Source organism: Pseudomonas sp. BF-R-01 (assembly GCF_019946615.1).
Taxonomy (GTDB): domain Bacteria; phylum Pseudomonadota; class Gammaproteobacteria; order Pseudomonadales; family Pseudomonadaceae; genus Aquipseudomonas; species Aquipseudomonas migulae.
This window is the reverse complement of record NZ_JAGYFX010000066.1, coordinates 16,261-32,893: the sequence shown is the minus strand read 5'-3', so window position 1 is coordinate 32,893 and position 16,633 is coordinate 16,261. Positions and strand designations below refer to the sequence as shown.

Annotated in this window: 11 protein-coding genes; 9 read left to right on the top strand and 2 right to left on the bottom strand. The window is 60.4% G+C overall.

Translation table 11 applies throughout. The features are described from left to right. The first annotated feature begins 840 nt into the window (after positions 1–840). The 6 genes from KGB27_RS21670 to prpD all read left to right on the top strand — a co-directional run bounded on the left by KGB27_RS21670 (position 841) and on the right by prpD (position 9,436). The gene (locus tag KGB27_RS21670) at positions 841–1,560 is read left to right on the top strand and encodes a GntR family transcriptional regulator (RefSeq protein WP_223556276.1); all 720 of its coding nucleotides are present in this window, start codon (positions 841–843) and stop codon (positions 1,558–1,560) included. Continuing rightward, positions 1,557–2,447, top strand: a complete 891-nt coding sequence (prpB, locus tag KGB27_RS21665; RefSeq protein ID WP_008027432.1) for a methylisocitrate lyase — start codon at positions 1,557–1,559, stop codon at positions 2,445–2,447. Before KGB27_RS21670 ends, prpB begins: the two co-directional genes overlap by 4 nt. A 155-nt stretch (positions 2,448–2,602) precedes the next feature. Continuing rightward, positions 2,603–3,730, top strand: a complete 1,128-nt coding sequence (gene prpC / locus KGB27_RS21660) for a 2-methylcitrate synthase (RefSeq protein ID WP_008027431.1) — start codon at positions 2,603–2,605, stop codon at positions 3,728–3,730. Between the two features lie 194 nt (positions 3,731–3,924). Further along, positions 3,925–6,522, top strand: coding sequence for a Fe/S-dependent 2-methylisocitrate dehydratase AcnD (acnD, locus tag KGB27_RS21655; RefSeq protein ID WP_207285037.1), 2,598 nt, complete (start codon positions 3,925–3,927; stop codon positions 6,520–6,522). 56 nt (positions 6,523–6,578) lie between these two features. Then, on the top strand, positions 6,579–7,769 hold the full coding sequence (prpF, locus tag KGB27_RS21650) for a 2-methylaconitate cis-trans isomerase PrpF (RefSeq protein WP_207285038.1): 1,191 nt from the start codon (positions 6,579–6,581) through the stop codon (positions 7,767–7,769). A 182-nt stretch (positions 7,770–7,951) separates the two neighbouring features. Continuing rightward, a complete protein-coding gene (prpD, locus tag KGB27_RS21645; protein ID WP_223556272.1) occupies positions 7,952–9,436 on the top strand; it encodes a 2-methylcitrate dehydratase in 1,485 nt (494 codons plus the stop codon). Between the two features lie 92 nt (positions 9,437–9,528). Here prpD and KGB27_RS21640 read toward each other — a convergent pair whose 3' ends face one another. Continuing rightward, entirely contained in the window at positions 9,529–10,467 is a 939-nt protein-coding gene (locus KGB27_RS21640) for a DMT family transporter (RefSeq protein ID WP_223556269.1), read from the bottom strand. Positions 10,468–10,561: 94 nt separating this feature from the next. On the opposite strand from KGB27_RS21640, the gene KGB27_RS21635 reads away from it, so the two are divergent. After that, positions 10,562–11,971 carry a PLP-dependent aminotransferase family protein gene (locus tag KGB27_RS21635; protein ID WP_223556266.1) on the top strand — a complete coding sequence of 470 codons (1,410 nt, stop codon included), beginning with the start codon at positions 10,562–10,564 and terminating at the stop codon, positions 11,969–11,971. A gap of 105 nt (positions 11,972–12,076) precedes the next feature. Here KGB27_RS21635 and KGB27_RS21630 read toward each other — a convergent pair whose 3' ends face one another. Next, complete coding sequence (locus tag KGB27_RS21630) at positions 12,077–12,895, bottom strand: pyruvate, water dikinase regulatory protein (protein WP_008027418.1); 819 nt, start codon at positions 12,893–12,895, stop codon at positions 12,077–12,079. 174 nt (positions 12,896–13,069) lie between these two features. On the opposite strand from KGB27_RS21630, the gene ppsA reads away from it, so the two are divergent. Together ppsA and KGB27_RS21620 are read left to right on the top strand one after the other, a co-directional pair. Continuing rightward, the gene (gene ppsA, locus KGB27_RS21625) at positions 13,070–15,445 is read left to right on the top strand and encodes a phosphoenolpyruvate synthase (protein WP_008027416.1); all 2,376 of its coding nucleotides are present in this window, start codon (positions 13,070–13,072) and stop codon (positions 15,443–15,445) included. Positions 15,446–15,608: 163 nt separating this feature from the next. Beyond that, on the top strand, positions 15,609–16,598 hold the full coding sequence (locus tag KGB27_RS21620; protein WP_032832384.1) for an alpha/beta fold hydrolase: 990 nt from the start codon (positions 15,609–15,611) through the stop codon (positions 16,596–16,598). Positions 16,599–16,633 lie beyond the last annotated feature (35 nt).

Genomic DNA, 16,633 nt, shown 5'->3' with positions numbered 1-16,633 from the left:
CACTGCGCAGAACCTACGCTCGGCCTCTCGAGGGGGCGACTACCGCCACAGCCGCCGAGGCGGCCTGAAAGCCGACCTGGCTCTTTGGTGCACGCGTTCCCTCATTCCGGATATGTACACCGATCCCGTGTAGGAGCCGGCTTGCTGGCGATGGCGTCCGCCCAGTCAATAAATGTGTCGACTGACCCACCGCATCGCCAGCAAGCCGGCTCCTACATGGGATTGGGTTCACACGGTCGAAATTGTAGGAGCCAGCTTGCTGGCGATGGACGTAAACGATGACGCGGGCTGTCTGGATAAACGCGGTGTCTGGGCGTTTTTCGCCGGCAAGCCGGCTCCTACAGGGAATCGCGTACGCTTTTGATTTTCACCACTCATCAGGCCGAGCGTTAGCTCGCCTTCAGCTTTTGATCTGAGCGCCCCCTCGAGAGGCCGAGTGGAGGTTCTGCGCAGTGGGCAACCCGGCATGGATGCCGGGTTAGCCGCCCCCGGCCATGGATGGCCGATGGCGGCGGGCCCACGGAGCAGGACCGGAGCGAGGGCATGCCGAGCCACAGCGAGGCACCGAACGAAAGGGGCAAGAGCGCTTTGGTTACTTTCGCGCTTTTCGAAAGTGACTCGCTGTAAAAGCGAAACCATAAGCAGCCGTTACCGCAGAAATGGATATGTACACCCTCAAAAAACCGACCGCCTGACACACAGCCTTCGCGAGCAAGCTTCGCTCCTACAAAAAGCAGATAGGTTATTAGACGATTGTCGACAATACCTATTTATCCTTTGACTATTGCCCTGCTATTCGCTAGTTTTTGCCGCATCAGCTTTCAAGGTGTCGACAATATGCTGGATCAACTCGATCCCCCAGTCATAACTCAAGACGATTCGGAAACACTTTCCGAGAACGTTTTCCGGCGCATTCAGGCGGCCATCGTCAAGGGCGAGATCGCCCCGGGCAGCAAGATCTCCGAACCAGAACTGGCGCGCACCTACGGCATCAGCCGCGGCCCGCTGCGCGAAGCGATCCACCGTCTGGAAGGCCAACGCCTGCTGGTTCGCGTGCCGCACGTCGGCGCACGAGTGGTTTCCCTGAGCCATGCCGAGCTGCTGGAACTCTACGAAATCCGCGAATCCCTCGAAGGCATGGCCTGTCGCCTGGCCGCCGAACGCATGACGGTCGAAGAAATCGACGAACTGCGCCGGGTCCTCGAAACCCACGAGCGCGACGCCGCGTTTCAGGCCGGTGTCGGCTACTACCAGCAGGAAGGCGATTTCGACTTCCACTACCGAATCATCCAGGGCAGCGGCAACCGCACCCTGACGCAGATGCTCTGCGGCGAGCTTTATCAACTGGTGCGCATGTACCGCATCCAGTTTTCCACCACGCCCAATCGCCCGCGCCAGGCCTTTGCCGAGCACCACCGGATTCTCGATGCCATCGCCGACCGTGACGGTGAACTGGCCGAGTTGTTGATGCGCCGTCACATCGGCGCCTCCAAACGCAATATCGCCCGTCACTACCAGGACGGCGCTAACCCGACAGCCACTGAACGAGGTGAGTCATGAGTTCCAACAAGAGCACTCCAGGCCAGCGTTTCCGCGATGCGGTCGCCAGCGAACATCCGCTGCAAGTGGTCGGCGCGATCAACGCCAACCACGCGTTGCTGGCCAAGCGCGCCGGTTTCAAGGCTATTTACCTGTCGGGCGGCGGCGTCGCTGCCGGCTCCCTCGGCGTGCCGGACCTGGGCATCACCGGCCTGGACGACGTGCTGACCGACGTGCGCCGCATCACCGATGTCTGCGACCTGCCGCTGCTGGTGGACGTGGACACCGGTTTCGGTTCCTCGGCGTTCAACGTCGCCCGTACCGTGAAGTCGATGATCAAGTTCGGCGCGGCGGCGATTCACATCGAAGACCAGGTTGGCGCCAAGCGCTGCGGTCACCGCCCTAATAAAGAAATCGTCTCGCAGCAGGAAATGGTCGACCGCATCAAGGCCGCTGTTGATGCGCGCACCGATGACAGCTTCGTGATCATGGCCCGCACCGACGCCCTGGCCGTTGAAGGCCTGGAATCCGCACTGGATCGCGCTGCAGCGTGCATCGAGGCCGGCGCCGACATGATCTTCCCGGAAGCCATCACCGAGCTGGAGATGTACAAGCTGTTCGCCAGCCGTGTGAAAGCGCCGATCCTGGCCAACATCACCGAGTTCGGCGCGACGCCGCTGTACACCACCGAGCAGTTGGCCGGTGCCGATGTGTCGCTGGTGCTATACCCATTGTCCGCGTTCCGCGCCATGAACAAGGCCGCAGAAAACGTCTACACCGCGATCCGCCGCGACGGTACGCAACAGAACGTGATCGACACCATGCAGACGCGCATGGAGCTTTACGATCGCATCGACTACCACACGTTCGAGCAGAAGCTCGATGCGTTGTTCGCTGCGAAGAAGTAATGAACACCCTGTACCTGTAAATGTGGGAGCGAGCCTGCTCGCGATGGGCGCCAACGATAACGCGGGGCTCCTGACACACCGTGGTGTCAGAACTTGCATCGCGAGCAGGCTCGCTCCTACAGGTTTCCCTAATAAATTCAAGATTGGAGACAGCAATGGCCGAAGCAAAAGTACTCAGTGGCGCCGGGCTCCGTGGCCAGGTTGCCGGGCAAACCGCACTGTCCACCGTGGGCCAGTCGGGCGCAGGCCTGACCTATCGCGGCTACGACGTTCGCGAACTGGCGGCTGACGCCCAATTCGAAGAAGTGGCCTATCTGCTGCTGTACGGCGAACTGCCGACCCAGGCGCAACTCGCCGCTTACGTGAGCAAACTCGGCAAGCTGCGCGACCTGCCGCAAGCGCTGAAAGAAGTGCTGGAACGCATCCCCGCCGACGCCCACCCGATGGACGTGATGCGCACCGGTTGCTCGTTCCTGGGCAACATCGAGCCGGAGAAAGACTTCTCCGAGCAGCACGACAAAACCGACCGCCTGCTGGCCGCGTTCCCGGCGATCATGTGCTACTGGTATCGCTTCAGCCACGACGGCAAACGCATCAGTTGCGTGAGCGACGAGCCCTCCATCGGCGGCCACTTCCTGCACCTGCTGCACGACAAGAAACCGAGCGAGCTGCACGTCAAAGTGATGAACGTTTCGCTGATCCTCTACGCGGAACACGAATTCAACGCCTCGACCTTCACCGCACGGGTGTGTGCATCGACTTTGTCCGACCTGTTCTCCTGCATCACCGCCGCCATCGGTTCCCTGCGCGGTCCGCTGCACGGCGGCGCCAACGAAGCGGCGATGGAAATGATCGAGCGCTTCAAATCGCCGGAAGAGGCGATCAAAGGCACCCTCGGCATGCTCGAGCGCAAGGACAAGATCATGGGCTTCGGCCACGCGATCTATAAGGACAACGATCCGCGCAACGAGGTGATTAAGGGTTGGTCGAAGAAGCTCGCTGAAGAGGTGGGTGACACTGTCTTGTTCCCGGTTTCTGAAGCCATCGACAAGACCATGTGGGAGCAGAAAAAACTGTTCCCCAACGCCGACTTCTACCATGCGTCGACGTACCACTTCATGGGCATCCCGACCAAGTTGTTCACGCCGATTTTCGTCTGCTCGCGCCTGACCGGCTGGGCGGCGCATGTGTTCGAACAACGTGCCAACAACCGCATCATCCGCCCGAGCGCCGAGTACACCGGCGTCGAACAGCGCAAGTTCGTGCCAATCGAACAACGCTGAATGGTGGGGGCGGGCACCGAGCCGTGAACCTTGTAGGAGCGAAGCTTGCTCGCGAAGGCGGTCTGACATTCCAAATCAATGTCGACTGGTACACCGCTTTCGCGAGCAAGCTTCGCTCCTACAGGGGGGGCGGTTTTCCAATCAAATTCTGGTGCCGCCCCGCCTTTTGTTATTACCGTGACCGAGTCCTGACGATGAACACTGAATTCCGTAAACCGCTGCCCGGCAGCCATCTGGATTATTTCGACGTCCGTGCGGCAGTCGAAGCCATCCAGCCCGGCGCCTACGACACTCTGCCGTACACCTCCCGCGTGCTGGCGGAAAACCTGGTGCGTCGCTGCGACCCGGCCACGCTCACCGAATCCCTGAAGCAATTCATCGAGCGCAAGCGCGACCTCGATTTCCCATGGTTCCCGGCCCGTGTGGTGTGCCACGACATCCTCGGCCAGACCGCATTGGTCGACCTCGCCGGCCTGCGTGACGCCATCGCTTTACAAGGTGGCGACCCGGCGCAAGTGAACCCGGTGGTGCCGACGCAACTGATCGTCGATCACTCGCTGGCCGTCGAGCGCGGTGGCTTCGATCCGCAGGCGTTCGAGAAGAACCGCGCCATCGAGGACCGTCGCAACGAAGACCGTTTCCACTTCATCAACTGGACCAAAAAAGCCTTCAAGAACGTTGACGTGATCCCGCCGGGCAACGGGATCATGCACCAGATCAACCTGGAGAAAATGTCGCCGGTGATTCAGGTGCGTGACGGCGTGGCGTTCCCCGACACCTGCGTCGGCACCGACAGCCACACCCCGCACGTCGATGCGTTGGGCGTGATCGCCATCGGCGTCGGTGGCCTCGAAGCGGAAAGCGTAATGCTCGGCCGCGCATCGTGGATGCGCCTGCCGGAAAGCGTCGGCGTTGAACTGACCGGCAAGCTGCAACCAGGCATCACCGCCACCGACATGGTGCTGGCGCTGACCGAGTTCCTGCGCAAGCAAAAAGTCGTCGGCGCATGGCTGGAATTCTTCGGCGAAGGCGCTTCCGCGCTGACCCTCGGCGACCGCGCAACCATCTCCAACATGGCCCCGGAATACGGCGCCACGGCGGCGATGTTCTACATCGACCAGCAGACCATCGACTACCTCAAACTCACCGGCCGCGAAGACGAGCAGGTGCAGTTGGTCGAGAACTACGCCAAGACCACGGGGCTGTGGGCCGACAGCCTGAAGGGCGCGCAATATGAGCGCGGCTTGACCTTCAACCTGTCCTCGGTGGTGCGCAACATGGCCGGCCCGAGCAACCCGCACGCCCGCGTCGCGGTGTCGGATCTGGCGGCCAAAGGCATTTCCGGCCAGTGGGACGACGTGCCCGGCCAGATGCCGGACGGTGCGGTGATCATCGCCGCCATCACCAGCTGCACCAACACCAGCAACCCGCGCAACGTGATCGCTGCCGGCCTGCTGGCGCGCAACGCCAACAAGCTCGGGTTGACCCGCAAACCGTGGGTCAAATCGTCCCTGGCACCGGGCTCGAAAACCGTGGCGTTGTACCTCGATGAGGCGGGCCTGACTGACGAGCTGGAACAACTCGGTTTCGGCGTCGTGGCTTTCGCTTGCACCACCTGCAACGGCATGTCCGGCGCGCTCGATCCGGTGATCCAGCAAGAGATCATCGACCGCGACCTGTACGCCACGGCCGTACTCTCCGGCAACCGTAACTTCGATGGCCGGATTCACCCGTACGCCAAGCAAGCGTTCCTCGCGTCGCCGCCGTTGGTGGTCGCGTACGCCATCGCCGGCACCATCCGTTTCGACATCGAAAAAGATGTGTTGGGCCTGGATGCGAACGGCAAGGAAATCCGCCTGAAAGACATCTGGCCGAGCGATGAAGAAATCGATGCGGTGGTGAAAGCCTCGGTGAAGCCGGAGCAGTTCCGTCAGGTCTACATTCCGATGTTCGCCATCCATGAAGACACCGGCCCGAAAGTCGCGCCGCTGTACGACTGGCGCGAGATGAGCACCTACATCCGCCGTCCGCCGTACTGGGAAGGTGCGCTGGCCGGCGCGCGTCCGCTCAAGGGCATGCGCCCGCTGGCGGTGCTGCCGGACAACATCACCACCGATCACCTGTCGCCGTCGAACGCGATCATGCTCGACAGCGCCGCCGGCGAATACCTGGCGAAAATGGGCCTGCCGGAAGAGGACTTCAACTCCTACGCCACGCACCGCGGTGACCACCTGACCGCGCAACGCGCCACCTTTGCCAACCCGAAACTGTTCAATGAAATGGTCCAGGAAAACGGCAAGGTCAAGCAGGGTTCGCTGGCCCGCGTCGAGCCGGAAGGCAAGGTCATGCGCATGTGGGAAGCCATCGAAACCTACATGGAGCGCAAGCAGCCGCTGATCATCATTGCCGGCGCCGACTACGGTCAGGGTTCGTCCCGCGACTGGGCGGCCAAAGGCGTGCGTCTGGCCGGTGTGGAAGCGATTGCCGCCGAAGGTTTCGAACGCATCCACCGCACCAACCTGGTGGGCATGGGCGTGTTGCCGCTGGAGTTCAAGCCGGGCACCAACCGTCACACCCTGGCCATCGACGGCAGCGAAACCTACGACGTGATCGGTGAGCGTACGCCGCGCGCCGAGCTGACACTGGTGATCCATCGCAAGAACGGTGAACGCGTCGAGGTTCCGGTCACCTGCCGTCTCGATACCGCCGAAGAGGTGTCGATCTACGAGGCTGGTGGCGTGCTGCAACGCTTCGCCCAGGACTTCCTCGAAGAATCGGCCGTCGCCGTCTAAAACACGCTGCGCGGGCACGGAGTTTCAGATTCCGTGTCCGCTTTGAAGGAGCACCAATGGCTCACGCACCTCAAATCAAAATCCCCGCCACCTACATGCGTGGCGGCACCAGCAAAGGCGTGTTTTTCAGCCTGAAAGACTTGCCCGAAGCGGCGCAGGTTCCAGGCCCGGCGCGCGATGCCTTGTTGTTGCGGGTGATCGGCAGCCCCGACCCGTATGACAAGCAAATCGACGGCATGGGCGGCGCGACCTCCAGCACCAGCAAAACCGTGATCCTGTCGAAAAGCATCAAGGCCGATCACGATGTCGATTACCTGTTCGGTCAGGTATCCATCGACAAACCTTTCGTAGACTGGAGCGGCAACTGCGGCAACCTGTCCGCAGCGGTCGGCTCGTTCGCCATCAGCAACGGTCTGGTCGATGCCAGCCGCATTCCGCACAACGGTGTGGCGGTGGTGCGCGTGTGGCAGGCCAATATCGGCAAGACCATCATCGCCCACGTGCCGATCACCAACGGTGAAGTACAGGAAACCGGTGATTTCGAACTCGACGGCGTGACCTTTCCGGCGGCCGAAGTGCAGGTCGAATTCATGGACCCGGCGGCAGAAGAAGAGGGCGGCGGTGGTTCGATGTTTCCGACCGGCAACCTGGTGGATGACCTCGAAGTGCCCGGCGTCGGGACCTTCAAGGCGACCATGATCAATGCGGGCATTCCGACCATCTTCGTCAATGCCGAAGACATCGGTTACACCGGCACCGAGTTGCAGGGCGCCATCAACGGTGATCCGAAAGCGCTGGCGATGTTCGAGACCATTCGTGCGTATGGCGCGTTGCGCATGGGGCTGATCAAGTCGCTGGACGAAGCGGTCAAGCGTCAGCACACGCCCAAGGTTGCGTTCGTGGCCAAACCGGCGGATTACGTTGCCTCCAGCGGTAAAGCGATTGCTGCGGGTGACGTCGACTTGCTGGTGCGTGCGTTGTCGATGGGCAAGTTGCACCACGCGATGATGGGGACTGCTGCGGTGGCTATCGGCACTGCTGCCGCCATTTCCGGCACGTTGGTAAACCTCGCAGCGGGCGGTATCGAACGCAACGCCGTGCGCTTCGGTCATCCGTCCGGCACGTTGCGCGTAGGCGCTGAAGCCAGCCAGGTGAACGGCGAGTGGACAGTCAACAAAGCCATCATGAGCCGCAGTGCGCGGGTGCTGATGGAAGGCTTCGTGCGCATACCTGGCGACGCCTTCTAACCCGATATCCCTTGTAGGAGCCGGCTTGCCGGCGATGGCGTCCTTTCAGGCGATACATGTATTGCTGACCCACCGCTATCGCCGGCAAGCCGGCTCCTACAGGGGACCGCATTTCAATTATAAGAATGTGATTTACCTGAACCGAGGTCCCATCAACGAACCACTTTACGAGTGAATCGAACATGAGCACCAACGTCGACCTGAACAACCGCCCCGACTACGACACGGTCCTGCAGGACATTGCCGACTACGTCCTCAACTTCAAAATCGAATCCAGAGAAGCCCTCGACACTGCCCGCAATTGCCTGATGGACACTTTGGGCTGCGGCCTCCTGGCCTTGCGCTTCCCCGAATGCACCAAGCACCTTGGCCCGATTGTCGAAGGCACCGTCGTGCCGTTCGGCGCTCGCGTGCCGGGCACCAGCTACCGTCTCGATCCGGTCAAGGCAGCCTGGGACATCGGCTGCATCGTGCGCTGGCTCGACTACAACGACACCTGGCTCGCCGCCGAATGGGGACATCCCTCCGATAACCTCGGGGGCATTCTTGCGGTGGCCGATCACCTGTCGCAGAAGCGCCTGGCCAATGGCGATGCGCCGCTGACCGTTCGCGCCGTACTCGAAGCGATGATCATGGCCCACGAGATTCAAGGCGTGATTGCGCTGGAAAACTCCTTCAACCGTGTAGGCCTTGATCACGTCATCCTGGTGAAAGTTGCCTCGACCGCTGTCACCGCCAAACTCATGGGCGCCAATCGCGAGCAGATGCTGTCGGCGTTGTCCCATGCTTTCGCTGATGGTCAGGCGTTGCGCACGTATCGGCATGCGCCGAATGCCGGGTCGCGCAAATCCTGGGCGGCGGGCGATGCCACCAGCCGGGGCGTGCGTCTGGCCGACATCGCGATGCGTGGCGAGATGGGCATCCCCGGCGTATTGACCGCCAAACAGTGGGGCTTCTACGACGTATTGTTCAGCCACAGCAACAACGACCTGGCGCTCAAGCCTGAAGGCAAACGTGTGTTCAGTTTTTCCCGACCGTACGGCAGTTACGTGATGGAAAACGTGCTGTTCAAGATCAGCTTCCCGGCCGAATTCCACGCACAAACCGCCTGCGAAGCCGCCGTCACCTTGCACCCACAAGTCCGGAATCGCCTGCACGACATCGACAAAATCGTCATCACCACCCATGAGTCGGCGATCCGCATCATTTCCAAGGTCGGCCCGCTGGCCAATGCGGCGGACCGCGATCATTGTCTGCAATACATGGCCGCGGTGCCGTTGGCGTTCGGCAATCTGGTGGCTGAGCAATATGAAGACGAGTTCCACGCGGCGCACCCGATCATCGATGTGCTGCGCGAGAAAATGGTCATCGTCGAAGACCCGCGCTTCACCCGCGAATACCTGGAGGCTGACAAACGCTCGATCGCCAACGCGATTCAGGTGTTTTTCAAGGACGGCTCCAGCACCGAGAACGTGGTGGTGGAATACCCGATCGGCCATCGCCGTCGCCGCACCGATGGCATTCCGTTGCTGGAAGACAAGTTCAAAGCCAATCTGGCGACACGCTTCACCGGCCAGCGCAGTGCCGAGATTTTTGCCTTGTGCAAGGATCAGGCAGCGCTTGAAGCCACACCGGTCAACCGCTTCATGGACCTGTTCGTCATCTGACTACACACCTGTAGGAGCCGGCTTGCTGGCGATAGCCGTTACGCGGTCTACCTGAAACACCGCAGCGTCTGTGATCGCCAGCAAGCCGGCTCCTACAGGTTCCGTGTCAGCCATTTTTCCAGCGGCAGTTTGGTGATCGCAAACCCGGTCAACAAGATCGCCGAATAGATCATCAACTCTCGCGAAAGGCTTTGCCCCTCATACCAAGCGCCGATCACCACTGCGAACATCGGGAAAATGATGAACACAAACGACAAAATGATCGGGCTCAAGCGCTTGAGCAGCAAAAAATAAACGATAAACCCGCCCACCGACGCCACCAGTCCCAGGTAGAGCAGGGCACCCCAGGAGCGCAGGCTGATCCCATCGAACACCGGCGCTTCGACATTCAGCCCCGCGACAAACAGCATCAAGCCCGCAATGCCGATCGGCAGCGTGTTGTAGGTAATCACGCTGATCGCCGAGCCGTGTTTCTTGGTCACCACGTAACACAACGCATGCATCACCGCCGCACAGAGAATCGCCAGCACGCCGAACAGTTCAGCGTGATCCAGGTGCAATCCCTGGCTGCGAATAATCATGAACAGACTGCCGAAGCCGATGGCAATGCCGAGCACTTGTGACGGGTAGATTTTTTCTCGCAGAAACAGCGCGGAAAACACCAGGATGAACACCGGCATGCAACTGAACAACAGGGCCGTGAGCCCGGACGAAACATGCATCTCGCCGTAGTTGAGCAAGTAATACGGCAGGCTGAAATACGACAGCGTCACGAACAGGAAAAACCAGCGGCTTTCCTTGGGGAACATCAACGGTTCACGACGGATGAGGGCGAAAACAAGGAACAACGGAAAGGCGATCAGGAACCGCAGCCCGGCGGCCGTCAGCGGTGGCACCGTTTCAACCGCAATCTTGATCCCGAGCCATGTCGTTCCCCAGCTCAGGCACACGATCAGAAACAGGACGCTGGTGATCAGCGCGGCTAACCAGGGTTTTCCAGTGCTTGAATTCGCGCTGAGAGCGATGGACATGATCGAGTTCCTTTTTTGTTGTCGGAATTGACCTGCATCTGCAAAAGGTCTATCCCTGATTGAACCTGCTTAAAGCACGCTATTCGGGACTTAAATGAGTGTCAAAGTAAGTATTGCCATGGTGTCAATCCTGCGCGACGGGCTCGTCAACGGACTGGGCGTGAAGTACAAGCGCCTGGCGGACGCCGTGGAAAAAGCGATCGTTGAAGGCGTGATCGAGCCCGGCAGCAAACTGCCGCCGCATCGGCTGTTGGCCGACAGCCTCGGCGTGACCATTGGCACCGTCAGCCGTGCTTACGGCGAACTCGAACGCGTAGGAAGGGTGGTCGCTCGCGTAGGAGATGGCACTTACGTGCGTCAGCGCGGGATGGAACGTCAGCGCGATGCTGGCTTTCGCAATGTCAGCGAAGAGCCGCAGGCATGTTTCGACATGAGCCGTAATCAACCGATTCCGGGGCAGGAAGCACTGCTTTTAAGCCAGTGCTTGCAGGCGTTGGCGCTCGATCCCGATGCCTTGCAGAGCATCAGCGGCTACACCGCCGATGCCGGATCGTTACGCCATCGTGCGGCGGGCGCGCACTGGTTGCGGCACCTGCAATTTGTGCCGGATGCCGAGCAGGTCGTATGCGTGAACGGCGGCCAGCACGGTCTGTTATGTGCCTTGATGGGGTTGCTCAAGGCGGGCGATACCGTGGTCACGGAACACCTGACTTACCCGGGGTTGATCAGCGTTGCACGCATGCTTGGGATCAAACTGATCGGCGTCGGGATGGATGACGAAGGGTTGATGCCGGATGCGCTGGAAGACGTTTGCCGCAACCATCGTGTGTCGGCGCTGTACTGCACGCCGACGATCCAGAATCCTACGGCGGCGGTGATGTCCGTCCCACGGCGAGAGGCGATTGCCGAGGTCTGTCGGCAGCACAATCTGCTGATCTTTGAGGATGAAGCCCACGCGGTGTTGGCTCGGCAGCGACCGTTACCCTTGAGTTATTTCGCCCCGGAGCGCTCGGTGTTGATCGGCAGCCTGAGCAAAGCGGTTTCGGCGGGGTTGCGCGTCGGTTATCTGCATGCGCCGCAACCGTTGATCGGGCGCTTGAGCGCGGCGGTACGCGGAACGTGCTGGATGGCCAGTCCGTTGGCGCTTGAGGTGGCGAGCCTTTGGATCGAAAACGGTAGTGCGGCGCAGTTGCTGGCTCGACAGATTATCGAGATCGGTCGGCGCAAGGCGTTGGTCTGTGGGGTGTTGGAGGGCGTGGCGTACAAAACCCATCCCGACAGCCCGCACTTCTGGATCGAAGTGCCCGAGCCGTGGCGGGCGTCGCAGATTGCGGCGGAGCTCAAGGAGAACAATTACCTGGTCGCCACCGCCGAGGCGTTTGCGGTCGGGCACGGGGCGGTGCCGCAGTTCATTCGGGCGAGTGTGTGCAATTCGGCGGGGGATGATGGATTGTTGATTCGAGGGTTTGAAGTGTTGGTCGGAGCATTAACAGAGACCGTGTAATCGTTCATCGCGAGCAGGCTCGCTCCCACAGTGGATTTGCGGCGTTCACAAAACCCCTGTGGGAGCGAGCCTGCTCGCGATGGCGGCCTGGCAGACGCTGAATAACTACTTGAACCGCCGCTCCACACCTTTCTCCACCAGAATCTTCGCCGAAATCTCTTCCACCGAAAAATGCGTGGAGTTGATGTGCGCAATATTCTCGCGGCGGAACAGGTTCTCCACCTCGCGCACTTCAAACTCGCACTGCGCGTAGCTCGAATAGCGGCTGTTGGGCTTGCGCTCGTTGCGGATCGCGGTCAGGCGGTCCGGGTCGATGGTCAGTCCGAACAACTTGTGCTGGTGGGCGCGCAGGGCGTTTGGCAGCGTCAGGCGCTCCATGTCGTCTTCGGTCAACGGATAGTTGGCCGCGCGGATGCCGAATTGCATCGCCATGTACAGGCACGTCGGTGTCTTACCACAACGCGACACCCCCACTAGGATCAGGTCGGCCTTGTCGTAATAATGCGTGCGCGCACCGTCGTCGTTGTCGAGGGCGAAGTTCACCGCCTCGATGCGTTCCATGTAATTGGAGTTGCCACCGATAGAGTGAGACTTGCCGACAGTGTAGGAAGAATGCTCGGTCAGTTCCTGTTCAAGCGGTGCCAGGAAAGTCGAGAAAATGTCGATCATGAAACCATTGGACGTCGCGAGGATCTCACGAATGTCCTGGTTGACGATGGTGTCGAATATGATCGGCCGGAAGCCGTCGGTTTCGGCGGCCTTGTTGATTTGTTGTACCATGGCCCGCGCTTTATCCACGTTGTCGATGTACGGCCGCGTGAATTTGCTGAAGGTAATGTTTTCGAACTGCGCCAGGAGGCTTTGACCCAGGGTTTCGGCGGTAATGCCGGTGCCATCGGAGATAAAGAAAGCAGATCGTTTCATTTGCACCTTGGGCCTTAAGCTAGTGACGAATCTTGGATATGATAGGCGCGGTTTGCCGGCCTCGAGTGGCCCGCATTCTCACTTATTTTCCAGGTCCAGGCCATACAGCCGGCAAATGCTCCTTTCGAGCGCCGGCTTCTGAGCTTTTCCAACACAGTTAGTGGAGAGATCACCTTGGTAGAGTACGTAGTTTCCCTCGATAAGCTCGGCAAACACGATGTTGAGCATGTGGGGGGCAAGAACGCATCCCTGGGCGAGATGATCAGTAACCTTGCAGGTGCCGGTGTATCGGTGCCCGGTGGCTTCGCCACGACAGCTCAGGCTTATCGTGATTTTCTGGAACTGAGCGGCCTGAACGATCAGATCCACGCCGCCCTCGACGCCCTGGACGTCGATGATGTCAACGCCCTTGCCAAGACCGGCGCCCAGATCCGTCAATGGATCATGGAAGCCGAGTTCCCCGAGAAGCTCAACACCGAGATCCGCACCGCGTTCGCCACGCTGTCGGCCGGTAACCCTGACATGGCCGTGGCCGTGCGCTCTTCCGCTACTGCCGAAGACCTGCCGGACGCTTCCTTCGCCGGTCAGCAGGAAACCTTCCTGAACATCCGTGGTGTCGAAAACGTCATTCGCGCCGCCAAAGAGGTGTTCGCTTCGCTGTTCAACGACCGTGCGATCTCCTACCGCGTGCACCAGGGCTTCGACCACAAGCTGGTCGCCCTGTCGGCTGGCGTGCAGCGCATGGTCCGCTCCGAAACCGGCACTGCCGGCGTGATGTTCACCCTCGATACCGAATCGGGCTTCCGTGACGTGGTGTTCATCACCGGCGCCTACGGCCTGGGTGAAACCGTCGTACAAGGCGCGGTGAACCCGGATGAGTTCTACGTCCACAAAGGCACGCTGGCCGCCGGTCGTCCGGCCATCCTGCGTCGCAACCTGGGCAGCAAAGCCATCAAGATGATCTACGGCGAAGTCGCCACGGCCGGCAAGTCGGTCAAGACCATCGACGTCGACAAGGCCGATCGCGCACGTTTCTGCCTGAGTGACGCCGAAGTCAGCGAACTGGCCAAGCAAGCGATGATCATCGAGAAGCACTACCAGTGCCCGATGGACATCGAATGGGCCAAAGACGGCGACGACGGCAAGCTCTACATCGTTCAGGCCCGTCCTGAAACCGTGAAGAGCCGCACCCAGGCCAACGTCATGGAACGTTACCTGTTGAAAGAAACCGGCACCGTGCTGGTTGAAGGTCGCGCCATCGGCCAGCGCATCGGCGCCGGCAAAGTGCGGATCATCAAGGACGTGTCCGAGATGGACAAAGTCCAGCCAGGCGACGTACTGGTTTCCGACATGACCGACCCGGACTGGGAACCGGTCATGAAGCGCGCCAGCGCCATCGTCACCAACCGTGGCGGTCGTACCTGCCACGCGGCGATCATCGCTCGCGAACTGGGCATTCCGGCCGTGGTCGGTTGCGGCAACGCCACCCAACTGCTGAAAGACGGCCAGGGCGTGACCGTTTCCTGTGCGGAAGGCGACACCGGTTACATCTTCGAAGGTGAGCTGGGCTTCGACATCAAGAAAAACTCCGTGGATGCCATGCCGGACCTGCCGTTCAAGATCATGATGAACGTCGGCAACCCGGACCGCGCCTTCGACTTCGCGCAACTGCCGAACGCCGGTGTGGGCCTGGCCCGTCTGGAATTCATCATCAACCGCATGATCGGTGTGCACCCTAAAGCGCTGTTGAACTACGACGGCCTGCCGCAGGAAATCAAGGACAGCGTCGACAAGCGCATCGCCGGTTACAACGATCCGGTCGGCTTCTACGTCGAGAAACTGGTCGAAGGCATCAGCACGCTGGCGGCTGCGTTTTATCCGAAAAAGGTCATCGTGCGTCTGTCGGACTTCAAGTCCAACGAATACGCGAACCTGATCGGCGGCAAGCTTTACGAGCCGGAAGAAGAAAACCCGATGCTGGGCTTCCGTGGCGCCTCGCGTTACATCAGCGAATCGTTCCGTGACTGCTTCGAACTCGAGTGCCGCGCCCTCAAGCGTGTGCGCAACGAGATGGGCCTGACCAACGTTGAAATCATGGTGCCGTTCGTCCGTACCCTGGGCGAAGCGAGCCAGGTCGTCGACCTGCTGGCCGAAAACGGTCTGGCCCGTGGCGACAACGGTCTGCGCGTGATCATGATGTGCGAACTGCCGTCCAACGCGATTCTGGCGGAAGAATTCCTTGAGTTCTTCGACGGTTTCTCCATCGGCTCCAACGACCTGACTCAGCTGACGCTGGGCCTGGACCGTGACTCCGGGATCATCGCTCACCTGTTCGACGAGCGTAACCCTGCGGTCAAGAAGCTGCTGGCGAACGCCATTGCTGCGTGCAACAAGGCGGGCAAGTACATCGGTATCTGCGGTCAGGGGCCTTCGGACCACCCTGATCTGGCCAAGTGGCTGATGGAGCAGGGCATCGAAAGCGTTTCGTTGAACCCCGATTCCGTACTGGAAACCTGGTTCTTCCTGGCTGAAGGTCAAGCTTCGGCTTGATGGTGTGGGGACGGCTCGCTCACTGTAGGAGCAAGGCTTGCCCGCGATGGCGTCTTCAAAATCGCCATCGCCAGCAAGCTGTGCTCCTACAGGGGGCGGCCGTTTTAAGAGATTGAAGTAGGGCGGGCTCCTCTGGATGCCGCCCTTTTTTGTGCAAGAGACTATGCAAAGCAGCAGCAACCTATTTCCTGTCGCCCTGATCAGCGCCGAGCGGCGCGGCGATCTGAGCGAAGACGTCTATCGTTTGAAACCCGGCAACAGCCCTGACGGCACCGTGGAACTGGCCGTGACCCGTCTGGGCATGGCGGACGCGCCCGCGCACGGTGGTGTGCCGGTGATTCTGTTGCACGGCAGCTTTTCCAATCGGCGCTTCTGGTTCTCCCCAAAAGGCCTGGGGCTGGGCGCCTATCTGGCGCGTCTGGGATTCGATGTGTGGATCGCGGAAATGCGCGGTCATGGCCTGTCCCAGCGCAACCAGAACTATCGCAAGAACCGCGTCGCCGACTACGCTCGTTACGATCTGCCGGCCATTGGCGCGTTCGTGCGCGAGCAGAGCGGCCAGGTTCCGCACTGGATCGGTCACTCGCTGGGTGGCATTACCCTGGCGGCAGCCTTGGGTGGCGGGTACATCGGTGAACCGGTCGTCGCGTCTGCGGCATTCTTCGGTACGCAAGTCAGCCGCACCTATTGGCCGTTGAAAATTCCGCCGGTGGAGTGGAGCGGGCGCTTCATTCTCAAGCGTTTTGCGCAACTGTCCGGTTCACGGCTCAAGCGCGGTCCGGAGGACGAGCCGATTGGCCTGGCCCTGGAAAGCATGCGTTGGTATGGCTTGTTCGGGCGTTTTGGTGATGCCGACAAGGATTGGTGGGCCGGATTGGCTGACGTTCAGAGTCCGGTGTTGGCCGTGAGTGCCGTCAGCGATCATCAGGATCCAGCGTGGGCGTGCCGCAAGTTGTTTGATCAGATCGGTTCAGAGCACAAGCAATTCATCAACCTTGGCCGTGAGCAGGGCTTTGGCGACAATTTCGGTCACGTGGAAATGTTGGTCAGCAAAGCCGCTCAAGCCGAAGTCTGGCCGTTGGTGGCGCGTTGGCTGTCGGACCAGCACACGCCTTTGCTCGGTGAAAAAGCGGATTTGGCCTCGGCAGTCTGAGCCCGATGCTCTATCAAGGGCATTCCGCTCTGATC